The organism is Phenylobacterium sp., from assembly GCF_037189685.1.
GTDB lineage: Bacteria > Pseudomonadota > Alphaproteobacteria > Caulobacterales > Caulobacteraceae > Phenylobacterium.
In genome coordinates, this window is record NZ_JBBCIT010000003.1 from 22,962 (window position 1) to 35,603 (window position 12,642).

12 protein-coding genes are annotated in these 12,642 nt (G+C 71.6%); 5 read left to right on the forward strand and 7 right to left on the reverse strand.

The features are described from left to right. Positions 1-15 precede the first annotated feature (15 nt). The 3 genes from WG212_RS01490 to metC are packed head-to-tail and all read right to left on the reverse strand — an operon-like array spanning position 16 to position 3,108. On the reverse strand, positions 16-870 hold the full coding sequence (locus WG212_RS01490; RefSeq protein WP_337185293.1) for a kinase: 855 nt from the start codon (positions 868-870) through the stop codon (positions 16-18). Positions 871-885: 15 nt separating this feature from the next. Then, positions 886-1,884 (reverse strand): SDR family oxidoreductase, encoded by a 999-nt coding sequence (locus WG212_RS01495; RefSeq protein WP_337185294.1) that lies wholly within the window; start codon positions 1,882-1,884, stop codon positions 886-888. 51 nt (positions 1,885-1,935) lie between these two features. Further along, complete coding sequence (gene metC, locus WG212_RS01500) at positions 1,936-3,108, reverse strand: cystathionine beta-lyase (protein WP_337185295.1); 1,173 nt, start codon at positions 3,106-3,108, stop codon at positions 1,936-1,938. Positions 3,109-3,190: 82 nt separating this feature from the next. Between metC and WG212_RS01505 the strand changes: the two genes are divergently transcribed. Continuing rightward, positions 3,191-4,285: an amino acid ABC transporter substrate-binding protein gene (locus WG212_RS01505; RefSeq protein ID WP_337185296.1), complete on the forward strand. Its 1,095-nt coding sequence runs from the start codon at positions 3,191-3,193 to the stop codon at positions 4,283-4,285. 11 nt (positions 4,286-4,296) lie between these two features. On the opposite strand, the gene WG212_RS01510 is transcribed toward WG212_RS01505, so the two are convergent. The 4 genes from WG212_RS01510 to WG212_RS01525 all read right to left on the reverse strand — a co-directional run bounded on the left by WG212_RS01510 (position 4,297) and on the right by WG212_RS01525 (position 7,946). Beyond that, on the reverse strand, positions 4,297-4,680 hold the full coding sequence (locus WG212_RS01510) for a GNAT family N-acetyltransferase (RefSeq protein WP_337185297.1): 384 nt from the start codon (positions 4,678-4,680) through the stop codon (positions 4,297-4,299). A 123-nt stretch (positions 4,681-4,803) separates the two neighbouring features. After that, complete coding sequence (gene sseA, locus WG212_RS01515; RefSeq protein ID WP_337185298.1) at positions 4,804-5,655, reverse strand: 3-mercaptopyruvate sulfurtransferase; 852 nt, start codon at positions 5,653-5,655, stop codon at positions 4,804-4,806. Continuing rightward, positions 5,652-6,659, reverse strand: a complete 1,008-nt coding sequence (locus tag WG212_RS01520) for a cysteine synthase A (RefSeq protein WP_337185299.1) — start codon at positions 6,657-6,659, stop codon at positions 5,652-5,654. Before WG212_RS01520 ends, sseA begins: the two co-directional genes overlap by 4 nt. A 75-nt stretch (positions 6,660-6,734) precedes the next feature. Beyond that, a complete protein-coding gene (locus WG212_RS01525; RefSeq protein WP_337185300.1) occupies positions 6,735-7,946 on the reverse strand; it encodes a cyclopropane-fatty-acyl-phospholipid synthase family protein in 1,212 nt (403 codons plus the stop codon). 203 nt (positions 7,947-8,149) lie between these two features. Here WG212_RS01525 and kdsA point away from each other — a divergent pair, with 203 nt between their 5' ends. Genes kdsA through WG212_RS01545 form a run of 4 tightly spaced genes read left to right on the forward strand, consistent with a single transcriptional unit; the run spans position 8,150 to position 12,608 of the window. Beyond that, on the forward strand, positions 8,150-9,007 hold the full coding sequence (gene kdsA, locus WG212_RS01530; RefSeq protein WP_337185301.1) for a 3-deoxy-8-phosphooctulonate synthase: 858 nt from the start codon (positions 8,150-8,152) through the stop codon (positions 9,005-9,007). Between the two features lie 34 nt (positions 9,008-9,041). Beyond that, positions 9,042-10,517, forward strand: coding sequence for a D-glycero-beta-D-manno-heptose 1-phosphate adenylyltransferase (gene rfaE2 / locus WG212_RS01535; protein WP_337185302.1), 1,476 nt, complete (start codon positions 9,042-9,044; stop codon positions 10,515-10,517). Then, the gene (gene rfaD / locus WG212_RS01540; RefSeq protein ID WP_337185303.1) at positions 10,514-11,515 is read left to right on the forward strand and encodes an ADP-glyceromanno-heptose 6-epimerase; all 1,002 of its coding nucleotides are present in this window, start codon (positions 10,514-10,516) and stop codon (positions 11,513-11,515) included. Before rfaE2 ends, rfaD begins: the two co-directional genes overlap by 4 nt. A 1-nt stretch (position 11,516) precedes the next feature. Beyond that, positions 11,517-12,608, forward strand: coding sequence for a DUF3089 domain-containing protein (locus WG212_RS01545; RefSeq protein WP_337185304.1), 1,092 nt, complete (start codon positions 11,517-11,519; stop codon positions 12,606-12,608). Positions 12,609-12,642 lie beyond the last annotated feature (34 nt).

The window sequence follows — 12,642 nt, forward strand, 5'->3', positions numbered from 1 at the left end:
CGGAGGTTGAGGGTCTCAACGCTGCGGGACCGGGGTGCGGTCGGGGCGGAGCGGGATGCGCCAGTCGGCGCGGCCGGGCATCTCTTCCAGGATCCAGCGGGTGAGGCGCTCATAGTGCTGGACGAAGCGGCCGACCTCGGCGTCGGTCATGCCGGCGCCGGTGCGGGCGCGCAGCTTGGCCTCCTGCTCCGTGCGCCAGCCGCGGACCACCTCGAAGCCGGGTGCTTGCAGGAGGACCAGCCGGTCCAGGCGACTCCAGAGGGCCTGATAGCCCTCGCCGAGCTGGCGGTTGACGTAGCCGCGCCAGGCGCCGGTGGGATCGTCCTGGCGTTCCAGCCGGTTGACCGGCGTGCGCAGGCGTTCGGCCGGCTCGGGGCGCGCGCCGACGCACCAGCCCTCCAGGATCACCACGTCCACAGGGCCCTCCACCCGCCCCCACCGGCTGCGCGGCGCGCGTTCGTCGACGGCCTTGTCGAAGGCCGGGATGAGCGTCTCGCCCGCGCCGCGCAGGCCATCCAAGACGGCGCAGGCCAGGGCGACATCGTGCGTGCCGGGCGGCCCGCGCACCTGGAGCAGGCGATGGACCTGGCCCGCCAGCCAGCCGCGCGCCTCGCGTCCCAGGTAGAAATCGTCCAGCGACATCTGGACCGCCCGCAGGCCGTGCGCCCGGAGGTAGGCGGCGGTGGCGGCGGCGATGGTGGACTTGCCCGACCCTTGCGCGCCGCAGAGGCCCACGAAGGCCGTGCGGCCGAAGTCGGCGCGCCAGTCCAGGGCGCGGTCGCCGAGGGGGCGGCAGACCTCGTCGAAGGTCGCCCGGAAGCTGTCCGGCAGGGTTTCCTCCGCCATGAACCCCGCCAGCCAGTCGTCCACCCGCGCGAGAGCCCCTCAGTATCCCCCGATGATCGGCAGGATCTCGCCCGTGATGTAGCTGGACGTCTGCGGCGACGCCAGGAAGACGAAGGCGGGCGCGATCTCCTCGGGCTGGGCCGGACGGCCGAGCGGGGTCTGGGACCCGAACTGCGCGAGCGATTCGCCACGCCGGTCGGCCGGGTTCAGCGGGGTCCAGACCGGGCCGGGCGCGACCGCGTTGACCCGCACGCCGCGCTTCACCAGCGAGGCGGCCAGCGCGCGGGTGAAGGCGTGGATGCCGCCCTTGGTCATGGAATAGTCGATCAGTTCCTTCGAGCCGCGCATCCCGGTGACCGAGCCGGTGTTGATGATCGCGCCGCCGGGCGGAAGGTGCGGGGCGGCGGCCTTGGCCATGTGGAAGTAGCCGTAGAGGTTGGTCTTCAGCGTGCGGTCGAAGTGTTCGTCGGTGATGTCCTCGATGGCCTCCGCGTGCTGCTGGAAGGCGGCGTTGTTGACCAGGATGTCCAGGCCGCCGAGTTCCTCGACGGTGCGGGCGACGGCGGCGCGGGCGAACTTCGGGTCGGCGGCGTCGCCCTGGAGCAGGATGGCGCGGCGGCCCTCGGCCTCCACCGCCTCGCGGGTGGTCCGGGCGTCGTCCTCGGACTCCAGGAAGGCGATGGCCACGTCGCAGCCCTCGCGGGCGAAGAGCACGGCCACGGCGCGGCCGATTCCGGAGTCGGCGCCGGTGATCAGGGCCTTCCTGCCCTCCAGCTTGCCCGAGCCCTTGTAGTAGGGCGCGTCCCACATGGGCTGGAGGTCGAGGTCGGACTCGCGGCCCGACTTCTCCAGCGGCTTCGACGGCAGGGGCGGGACGGGATAGGGGCGGGCGCCGGTCTGGGGCGGGGCCTCGTCCTCGTTCCCGTCGTCCTCGCGGAACGAGCGCTTCTCCTTCGCCTCGACCTTGTCCTGGATGTCTCGGCCCTGGTCGGCGACGCGTTCTGCGCGGCGCTCGAAAGGTTGCTGTGGCTTGCTCATGCGGGTTCCTCCGGTCGCCGCCTGCAATCGTCGGCGGACGGAGAGGTTCCCTCAGGCGTGGGATGCGAAGGCGTCGAGGCCGGTGCGCAGGTCCGCGATCAGATCCCCCGGCGCCTCCAGGCCCACATGGAGGCGGACCAGCGGCCCCCCATAGTCGCGCGTCGACCTGCGCACCGAAAGCTGCGGGTCGCAGGATATGGCCAGGCTCTCGAAACCGCCCCAGGAGAAGCCCAGGCCGAACAGGCGCAGCGCGTCCAGGAAGGCGTCCACGGCGGCGTCCGGCGCGGGCTGCATCACCAGGCCGAAGAGGCCGCAGGCGCCCGAGAAATCCCGGGCCCACAGGTCGTGGTCGGGCGCGCCGGGGAGGGCGGGATGCAGCACCTGGGCCACCTCGGGCTGGTCGCGCAGCCATCCGGCCACCGCGAGGCCCGACGCGCCGTGGCGGGCCATCCGGACGGGCAGCGTGCGCAGGCCCCGCAGCATGGCGTAGGCGTCCTCGCCCGAGACCGCCCAGCCCATGTGATTGATTCCGTCGGCCAACCGGCGCGCGAGCGCAGGGTCCTTCGCCGCGGCCGACCCCATGAAGACGTCGGAATGACCGCCGACGTACTTGGTCAGCGCCTGGATCGAGACGTCGACGCCGTGGGCCAGGGGCTTGAAGAGGAGGCCGGCCGCCCAGGTGTTGTCGATGGCGGTCAGGATGCCCCGCTCGCGCGCCAGGGCGGCGATGCGCGGGACGTCCTGCATCTCGAACGACAGAGACCCGGGGGATTCGAGCAGGATCAGCCGGACGTTGATCGCCGCGCCCGCCACGAGATCCTCGGGCGGCGCCCGGGGCGGGACATAGACGACCTCGACCCCGAACCGCTTCAGGACGTTGTCGCAGAAGCGACGGACCGGCTTGTAGACATTGTCGACCACCATCACGGCGTCGCCGGCCTGGAGCAGCGCCAGCATGACGCCGGAGATGGCGGCGATCCCCGAGGGATAGAGGCAGACGCCGTGGGCGCCTTCCAGTTCGGCGAGCGCGTCCTGGAGGCAGGCCTGAGCCGCGAGCCCGGCGCGGCCGTAGGTGAGGTGGTTGGCGTCGTCGTAGAGGGCGGCGGCGTTGGGCAGCAGGACCGTCGATCCCTTCTGGATCGGCGGTCCTACGGTACGCGGGAGAGACGCGGGCGCGGCGCCGGCATGCAGCAGTCGGGTATCATCTGAAGTGTGGGCGGACATGCGGGGTTGCGGCTCGTCGCGGCGCTGGCGAAAGTGTGGAAATCCAAAGAGCCCGAACACGCCCCCGATTCAAGGAGGAGAGATGATCCGCCGCCTGGCGAGCGCCCTGTCGATGCTGGCGCTGGTCGCGTGCGATGGTCCCACACCCGAGGTCAAGGCCGAGCCCGAGCCGCCGCCGACGGTGGCGGTCACGCCCGATGGCTACAGGCCGGCGAGAAGCGAGACGCTGGACGCCGTGCGGGCGCGGGGGATGCTGCGGTGCGGCGTGCATACCAGCCTGCCTGGCTTCGCCCTGCGCGACGCCCGCGGAGCGTGGCGCGGATTCGACGTCGACATCTGCCGCGCCGTGGCCGCGGCCACGTTGGGCGACGCCACCAAGGTGCAGTTCGTCGTCGTGGACCCGAAGGACCGGTTCGGCGCGTTGAAGACGGGCGATGTGGACGTCCTTTCGCGCAACACCTCGCGCACCTTTGCGCGGGACGCCGGGCTGGGCCTGACCTTTCCGGTGGTGACCTACTACGACGGGCAGGGCTTCCTGGTGCGGCGAGCCCTGGCGCTGAACAGCGCCGAGGAACTGGGCGGCGCGCGCGTCTGCATCCAGGAGGGCACAGCCGCCGAGGCGAACGTCGGCGACTATTTCCGGGTGCGGGGAATGGCCTTCCGCGCGGTGATGGCCAGGACCGAGGAGGAGGCGCGGAAGTTCTACGAAGCCGAGACCTGCGACGTCTACACGGCCGACGTCTCGGCGCTGGCGGCGTCGCGCTCGGTGATGAGCAACCCCGGCGCCCATGTGATCCTGCCGACCGTGATCTCGAAGGAGCCCCTGGGACCGGTCGTGCGGGACGGCGACCCCGCCTGGGCCGACATCGTCGCCTGGACGGTCTATGCGACCCTGCTGGCCGAGGAGCTCGGGATCACCTCGCGCACCGTGGAGCAGGCGCGGGAGACGGCCACCGACCCCGAGACCCGGCGGCTGCTGGGCGTCGACGGGGACCTGGGCGCGTTGCTGGGGCTGAAGCCGGACTGGGCCTTCCAGGTCGTCCGCCAGGTGGGCGCCTATCACGAGATCTTCCGCCGCGATCTGGGCGGCGATTCGGCGCTGCGGCTGGATCGGGGGCTGAACGCCCTGTGGAGTGCGCCGGCCCCGGGGTTGATGTACGCGCCGCCGATGCGCTGATCAGGCCGGCGTCAGACGGACGCGCGCATGAAGAGGCGGCGATCGACCGGCAGGCCCAGGAGGGCCTCGCGCTGGCGGATGACCTGCAGGCGCGCGTTCAGCACCTCGACCGGAACCTCCCGGAAGCCCATCCGCGCGTAGAAGGGGCCGTTCCACGGGATCTCGCGGAAGGTGCTGAGGGTGACGGCGGGCAGTCCGCGGGCGCGGGCCAGCTCCAGCGTGGCGCCGATGAGCGCCTTGCCCAGGCCCTGGCCCTGCGCGTCGTGGCGCACCGCCAGCTCCCAGAGATGCAGGGCGTCCGCGCACGCCTGGCAGGCGGCGAAACCTGACAGCGCGCCCTCCGCCTCGGCCACGAGCACGAGGCCGTCGGTCTGGAAGGGGATGTAGAACTCCACCGGGCTGACGCCGTCGTCGGCGATGGCGTCCTCGGACGAGCCGCGGAACGTGCGCGCGGCCGACCGCTCGACGGCGGGGAGATGGGCCAGGTCCTGGTAGCGGGCGGGTCTTACGACGATGGATCAGGCTCCCGTGACGATGGGCGTATCGGCGCGACCGCCCCATTCGGTCCACGACCCGTCGTAGACCGCCACGTCCTCGCGGCCAAGGCGGGCCAGCGCCAGGGCGAGGACCGCGGCGGTGACGCCCGAGCCGCAGGTGGTGACGATGGGCCGCGAAAGGTCGACCCCGGCGAAGATGGTCCGCAGTTCCTCCGCGGACTTCAGCCGGCCGTCGGGGCCGACGACGCGGTCGAAGGGGACGTTGAGGGCGCCGGGCATGTGGCCCGGGCGCAGGCCGACGCGCGGCTCGGCCGCTTCGCCCCGGAAGCGGGCCGCGGAGCGGGCGTCGACCACCTGGGCCGAACCGTCGGCCAGCACCGCGCGGACGCGGTCGATGCCGGCCAGCAGGGCGGGTTCGAATCGCGTCTCCACGGGCGCGGGGACGGGCGCAGGGCCTGCCGCCTCGATGGGCCGCCCCTCGGCGCGCCAGGCCGGCAGGCCGCCGTCGAGCACGAAGACGGAAGGGTAGCCCATCGCCCGCAGCGTCCACCACACGCGGGGCGCCGAGTAGATCCCGTGGGCGTCGTAGACGACGACCGTCGCCTCGCGCGGCAGCCCGAGGGCCGAGGCGGCGTCCGCGAACGCCTCGGGCGACGGCAGCATGTGGGGCAGGTCGGTGTCGGGGGCGGCGATGGCGTTGATGTCGAAGAAGACCGCGCCCGGGATGTGGCCCGCCGCATAGCTGTCGCGGCCGTGACCGGGCTGGCCCACCAGGGGCAGGGTGGCGTCCACGACCCGGACGCCCGGACGGGCCTGGGGATCGCCCAGCCGTCCGGCCAGCCAGGCGCCAGAGACGACGGGGTCGGCCATCATCCGGCGTCCAGCCAGGGGGGTGTGGGCAGGCCCTTCTCGCGCAGGAAAGCCGGGTTGAAGATCTTGGACTGATAGCGCTGGCCGTGGTCGCACAGGATGGTCACGATGGTGTGGCCGGGGCCCAGGTCGCGGGCCATACGGATGGCGCCGGCCACGTTGATGCCCGTCGAGCCCCCCATCACCAGCCCCTCGTGCTCCATCAGGTCGTAGATGGTCAGCAGCATCTCGTCGTCGGGAATGCGGTAGGCGTGGTCGACGGCGAGACCCTCGAGGTTGGCCGTGATGCGGCCCTGGCCGATGCCTTCGCTGATCGACCCGCCCTCGGCCTTGAGTTCGCCCTCGGCGTAGTAGCCGTAGAGCGCGGCGCCGTAAGGGTCGGCGAGGCCGATCTTCACGTCAGGATTGCGGGCGCGCAGGGCTTCCGCCACCCCGGCGAGGGTGCCGCCCGATCCCACGGCGCAGATGAAGCCGTCGACCTTGCCGGCAGTCTGCGCCCAGATCTCGGGGCCGGTGCCGTCGACGTGGGCCTGGCGGTTGGCGACGTTGTCGAACTGGTTCGCCCAGATGGCGCCGGCCGGCTCCTTCGCGTCAAGTTCCGCCGCCAGGCGACCGGAATACTTCACGTAATTCATCTCATTGGCGTAGGGGACGGCGTCCACCTCGACCAGTTCGGCGCCGAACAGCCGGATGGCGTCCTTCTTCTCCTGGCTCTGAGTGCGGGGGATGACGATGGTGCAGTTGTAGCCCAGCGCCTTGCCCACCATCGCCAGGCCGATGCCCGTGTTGCCGGCCGTGCCTTCGACAATGCGGCCGCCGGGACGCAGGAGGCCCTTCCGCTCGGCGTCGCGGATGATGAACAGGGCGGCGCGGTCCTTCACCGACTGGCCCGGGTTCATGAACTCGGCCTTGGCGAGAATCTCGCAGCCGGTCAGCTCGCTGGCGCGGCGAAGCCGAAGGAGCGGCGTGTCGCCGATGAGGTCGATGATCGAAGGCGCGACGGTCATGGGCGCCTATCTAAGGAACCGTGGCCGCGCCGGATAGAGGGCAGCGCCACGGTCGTCGTCGTGATGGGGGCGGCGTCAGGTTCGGGTGAGGGCGAGCTGGACCACGTCGGTGCGCGCGGTGCGGAAGCCGGCCTCGCAGTAGCTGAGATAGAACCGCCAGAGCTTGTGGAAGCGCTCGTCGAAGCCCAGGCGCCCGATCTCGTCCCAGGCGGCCTCGAAACGGCGGCCCCATTCGGCCAGGGTGTCGGCGTACGACACGCCGAAGCGGGAGATGCCGCTCCAGGACAGGCCCGCCTGATCGGTGACCGCCTTCAGACGCACCTCGGACGGCAGCATGCCGCCCGGGAAGATGTACTTCTGGATGAAGTCCGGACGGCTCCGGTAGTGCTCGAACAGGTCTTCCTGGATGGTGATGATCTGCAGGCCGGCGCAGCCGCCGGGCTTGAGGCTGTCGCGCACCTTGGCGAAATAGGTCGGCCAGTAGCGCTCGCCCACGGCCTCGAACATCTCGATGGAGGCGACGCGGTCGTACTGGCCCTCGACGTCGCGGTAGTCGACGAGTCGGATCTCGGCCTTCTCGTTCAGCCCCTCTCGGAAGAGGCGCTCCCGGGCGAACCGGAACTGCTCCTCGGAGATGGTGATGCCGGTCACGCGGGCGCCCACTTCCCTGGCCGCGAACTCGGCGAAGCCGCCCCAGCCGCAGCCGATCTCCAGCACGTGATGGCCCGGCGCGAGGGCCATGCTCTCGCACAGCGTGCGGTACTTGCGCGCCTGGGCGTCGCAGAGCGGCTCGCCGGGATGCTCGAATCGCGCGGACGAGTAGGTCATTGTCCGGTCCAGCCAGCGGGAATAGAAGGCGTTGCCCAGGTCGTAGTGGGCGTGGATGTTGCGCCTGGAGCCCGAGCGGCTGTTCCGCCGGAGCGCATGCTGGGCGAGGTTGAGCATCGCCATCAGGCGATTCCCGAACGCCACCTTCTCGAAGCGGGCGAAATTGGAGGCCAGGACTTCCAGAAGCGCCGAGAGGTCGGGCGTATCCCATTCGCCGGCCATGTAGCCTTCGCCGAAGCCGATGGTCCCGTTGCCGATGGTCCGCCGGATGAAGCCGTAGTCATGGACCACCAGGCGCGCGTCGGGCCCGGGCTCGGCGCCGGCCAGGCGCACTTCGCGCCCGTCCGGCAGGACGAACGACATCGTTCCCACCGCCCAGTTGCGGATCATGGTCTGCACCGCCGTGCGGAACACGACGGGAGTTCCCGAAAGGTCCGCCACCGCCGAACCTCCGACCATCAGAACGCCCCCAACCCCGAAACGCGAGAATACCAACCGGCCGGTCCCTACACCATCCGACGGGTTTCGATACGGCTGAAGTGTCACCCGGGACGCGCTTCGTGGGCGGCGCCCCGAAGTCCCGCGAAGCCCCGCGGGCGCGGTGGGGGCTTGAGATGCCCGACGGATCGGGCATTCAGGCGACGACACCCGCAGGAGCGCGCATGGCCATCCGGACCCTGAACCGCTGGAACCTCTCGATCGGCGACGGACATCCGCTGACCGTCATCGCCGGGCTGAACGTCTTCGAGGACCTGGGCATGGCGCTCGAGGTCGGGCGCGAACTGAAGGCGATCTGCGCCGACCTGGGCCTGCCCTATGTGTTCAAGGCCAGCTTCGACAAGGCGAACCGCTCGTCGATCAAGAGCTACCGCGGGCCGGGCCTGGACGCGGGGCTGAAGATGCTGGCGGCGGCGAAGGCCGAACTGGGAACGCCGGCCTGCACCGACCTGCACGAGATCGCCCAGGCCGGGCCGGTGGCGGCGGTCGCGGACCTCGTCCAGATCCCCGCCTTCCTGTGCCGCCAGACCGATCTGGTCGTGGCGGCGGCGCGGGCGACCACGGCGGCCGGCGGCCTGCTGCACGTGAAGAAGGGGCAGTTCCTGGCGCCCTGGGACGCGCGCAACATCGTGAGCAAGGTCAGCGAGGCGACGGACGGCGCCGAGATCGTGGTGCTGTGCGAGCGCGGCGCCTCGTTCGGCTACAACAACCTGGTGGTCGACATGCTGGCGATTCCCGAGATGAAGGCGCTGGGCTGTCCGGTGACCATCGACGCCACCCATGCGGTGCAGCTTCCGGGCGCCGACCCGCGGACGTCCGGCGCATCCACGGGCGGCCGGCGGGACGGCGTGGCGGTGATCGCCCGCGCGGCGGTGGCCGCGGGCGCGGACGGCGTGTTCCTGGAGTTCCATCCCGACCCGGACAAGGCCCTGTGCGACGGCCCCAGCGCCCTGCCGCTGGCGGCGGCGCGACCGCTGCTGGCGCAGTTGAAGGCGCTGCACGCCGTGGTCCAGGCGGCTTGACCCGCCCGTGGACGCGCCGCACACGCTAGGCCTCATGGACCTCGCCGCCCTCCAGCATCTGCTCGGCGCGATCGCGGGCCGGAAGGTCGTCTGCGTGGGCGACCTGATGGTGGACCGCTTCGTCTATGGCGCGGTCAGCCGCGTCTCGCCCGAGGCGCCGATCCCCGTCCTGGCGAAGACCCGCGAGATCGAGATGCTGGGCGGCGCCGGCAACGTGGCGCGCAACGTCTCGGCCCTGGGCGGGGCGGCGACGCTGGTGGGCCTCGTCGGCGACGACGCGGTGGGCCAGGACGCGGTGCGCCTGGTGGAGGCCGAGGCCCCGGCCATCGACGGGCGGCTGGTATGGGACGCCGGGCGGCCCACGACGCTGAAGACCCGCTTCGTCTCGGGCGGCCAGCAACTCCTGCGCGTCGACGTCGAGGAGAGTCGCCCGGTGACGGGCGACGCCGAGCGGCGGCTGGCGGACGTCGTGCGGGCGGCCGCCGACGGCGCCGGGGTCATCCTGCTCTCGGACTACGGCAAGGGGGCGGTGACCGACGCCGTGATCGCCGCCGCGCGCGAGGCGGCGGCCCACGCCGGCGCCCGGGTGATCGTGGATTCCAAGGCGCGCTCGTTCGCGCGCTACGGCGAGGTGGACCTGGTCAAGCCGAACGCCTCGGAACTGGCCTACGCCACGGGCCTGCCCGCCGGGACCGACGCCGAGGTCGAAGCCGCCGTCTCGCGGGCGCTGGAACTGTGGGAGGCGCGCGGCGTGCTGGTGACCCGGGCGGCCAAGGGCGTCTCGCTGGGCCTGCGCGGCCAGCCGGTGCGGCACTTCCCGACGGTGGCGCGGGAAGTGTTCGACGCCTCGGGCGCGGGGGACACGGCGCTGGCGGCGCTGGGGCTGACCCTGGCGGCGGATGCGTCGCTCGAGACGGCGATCGCTTTCGCCCAGCTCGCCTCGGGCGTGGCGGTGGGCAAGGCCGGCACGGCGACGGTGCGGCCCGACGAACTGGTCGAGGCGGTGCTGAGCGCTCACACGGCGCAGGCCGAGGGCAAGGTGGCCACGGTCCAGCGCATGGTGGAGGAGGTGGCCCGCTGGCGCGCCCAGGGGCTGAAGGTGGGGTTCACCAACGGCTGTTTCGACATCCTGCACAAAGGCCATGTGGCCTACCTGACCCAGGCGCGCGGCTGGTGCGACCGGTTGATCGTGGGGGTGAACTCGGACGCCTCGGTGCGCGCGCTGAAGGGCGAGGGGCGGCCGGTCAACGACCTGGAGAGCCGGGCCCTGGTGCTGGCGGGGCTGCGCAGCGTCGATCTCGTGGCGCCTTTCGACGCGCCGACCCCCATCGACCTGATCGAGGCAGCCCGGCCCGACGTTCTGATCAAGGGCGCCGACTATGCCGAGGACCAGGTGGTCGGCGGCGATCTCGTGAAGGCCTGGGGCGGCGAGGTGAGGCTGGCCGAGGTCGTGGAGGGTTATTCCACCACGGCGGCCATCGCCCGGATGTCGAAGGAGGGAAGGGGATGACCCGACGGATCGTGTTCGTCACCGGCGGCGCCGGCTTCATTGGCTCGAACATCGTGGCGAAGATGGCCGAGGACCGGGCGCTGGACGTCGTCGTCTGCGACCGGCTGCGCGAGGCGGACCTGGGCAAGTGGCGCAACCTGGCCCACCACGCCGTCGGCGACTTCGTGGCGCCCGAGGCGATGTTCGACTGGCTGGAGAAGCGCTGGCGCGACATCGAGATGGTCGTCCACATGGCCGCGGTCTCGTCCACCACCGAGCCGGACGCGGACAAGATCGTCCACTCGAACTTCACCCTGAGCCGGGACCTGTTCCGCTGGTGCGCGGATCGCCAGCGGCGGTTCGTCTACGCCTCGTCGGCGGCCACCTACGGCGCGGGCGAGCATGGGTTCGACGACGACAACGACTACGAGGCCCTGGCGCGCCTGAAGCCGCTGAACACCTATGGCTGGTCGAAGGCCCTGTTCGACCTGTTCGCCGCCCGCCAGGCGGGCCGGGACTACGCGCCGCCCCAGTGGGTGGGCCTGAAGTTCTTCAACGTCTACGGGCCGAACGAGGAGCACAAGCATTCCATGAAGTCGGTGGCCTCGCAGATCTGGCCGAAGGTGCGCGAGGACCACGCCGTGCAGCTCTTCAAGAGCTATCGCGCCGACGTTCCGGATGGAGGCCAGACGCGCGACTTCGTCTATGTGCGCGACGCCGCCGACGTGGTCCGATGGCTGTTCGACAACCCGCAGGTGACCGGGATCTACAACCTGGGCAGCGGCCAGGCGCGGACGTTCGAGGAGATGGCGCGGCAGGTGTTCGCGGCGGCGGGCAAGACCGCCCAGATCGAATACACGCCGATGCCGCCGGCGATCCGCGACAAGTATCAGTACTTCACCGAGGCGCGCATGGACCGGTTGGCCCAGGCCGGCTACGCGCGGCCCATGACCGGACTGGAGGAAGGTATCGGCGACTATGTGGCCCGCTTCCTGAGCCAGCCCGACCCGTACCGCTAGAATGGAGGGCCCGCCGCCCCGGCGCCGGCGCTGGCTGCTGCCGAGCCTCCTGGGGCTGGCCGTCGTCATGAGTGCGGCGCTGGCGGTGTTCTGGGGCGATCTGGTGTCGACGGCGCTCGATCCGAAGGTCCCGTTCCAGACGTACGACCCGCCCACGCCGCCGGACTATGCGCGATCGTCCTCCTGGTACCTGCGTCCCCATCCCGCGAGCGTGCTGGAGGCGGACGTCTTCTTCGTCGCGCCGACCACCTACGACGGCGGCCGGAACTGGAACGCGCGGCTGACAGCCCGCAAGGCCAATCGCCAGTTCGAGGAGGTGATGGCGCCGAACTACGTCGGGCCGTTCGTGACCGTGGGCCGGGTGTTCGCGCCGCGCTACCGCCAGGCCAGCCTCTACAGCCTGACCACCTTGCGCGAGGACGCGCGCGAGGCGCGGCAGTTCGCCTATGGCGACGTCCGCGACTCCTTCCGCTGGTACATCGACCAGGACAACGGCGGCCGCCCCTTCATCCTGGTGGGCGTGGAGCAGGGCGGCACCCTGGCGCTGCGGCTGCTGGCCGAGGAGGTGGCCCGGGACCCCGAGCTGAAGGCCCGGATGGTGGCCGCCTACCTGATCGACACCGTCGCTCCGGCCGAAGCCCCGCCCGTCGCGCCCTGCGTCGAACGGGAGCAGGCGCGGTGCATGGCGGCCTGGGCGAGCGTCTACGCCGACGAATTCGACGCCGCGAAGCGCCTGCTGGACCGCGCGCTGGTGTGGAACGTCCGGGGCGAACTGGTGAACCTCAGCCCGCGGCCGGCGCTGTGCTTCAATCCGATCCTGGGGGCGGTCACCGATCAGCCGGCGCCGGCCCGGATGCACCTGGGGGCGGCCAACGCCACGGGCCTCGAATGGGGCGCGCGGCCGGCCTTCATGGCGCGGAAGGTCTCGGCGCGTTGCCAGGGCGGGGTCCTGCGGGTGAGCCGGCCGGCGTCGTCGGCGCTGAAGCCCACGGGCGGCTGGGCCGACCGCCGCAAGGTTCCGGGATTCAACCTCTTCTACGCCGACCTCGAGGCCGACGCGAAACGCAGGCTGGCCGTCTGGCGGCGCTCGTGAAACGCTGACGACAGAACAAGACATCGGGGAGACC

Coding starts and splice junctions, on each gene's coding strand:
- WG212_RS01495 (WP_337185294.1), bottom strand. CDS start 1,884: ATGAGCAAGCCACAGCAACCTTTCGAGCGCCGCGCAGAACGCGTCGCC.
- metC (WP_337185295.1), bottom strand. CDS start 3,108: ATGTCCGCCCACACTTCAGATGATACCCGACTGCTGCATGCCGGCGCC.
- WG212_RS01505 (WP_337185296.1), top strand. CDS start 3,191: ATGATCCGCCGCCTGGCGAGCGCCCTGTCGATGCTGGCGCTGGTCGCG.
- sseA (WP_337185298.1), bottom strand. CDS start 5,655: ATGATGGCCGACCCCGTCGTCTCTGGCGCCTGGCTGGCCGGACGGCTG.
- WG212_RS01520 (WP_337185299.1), bottom strand. CDS start 6,659: ATGACCGTCGCGCCTTCGATCATCGACCTCATCGGCGACACGCCGCTC.
- WG212_RS01525 (WP_337185300.1), bottom strand. CDS start 7,946: ATGGTCGGAGGTTCGGCGGTGGCGGACCTTTCGGGAACTCCCGTCGTG.
- kdsA (WP_337185301.1), top strand. CDS start 8,150: ATGGCCATCCGGACCCTGAACCGCTGGAACCTCTCGATCGGCGACGGA.
- rfaE2 (WP_337185302.1), top strand. CDS start 9,042: ATGGACCTCGCCGCCCTCCAGCATCTGCTCGGCGCGATCGCGGGCCGG.
- rfaD (WP_337185303.1), top strand. CDS start 10,514: ATGACCCGACGGATCGTGTTCGTCACCGGCGGCGCCGGCTTCATTGGC.
- WG212_RS01545 (WP_337185304.1), top strand. CDS start 11,517: ATGGAGGGCCCGCCGCCCCGGCGCCGGCGCTGGCTGCTGCCGAGCCTC.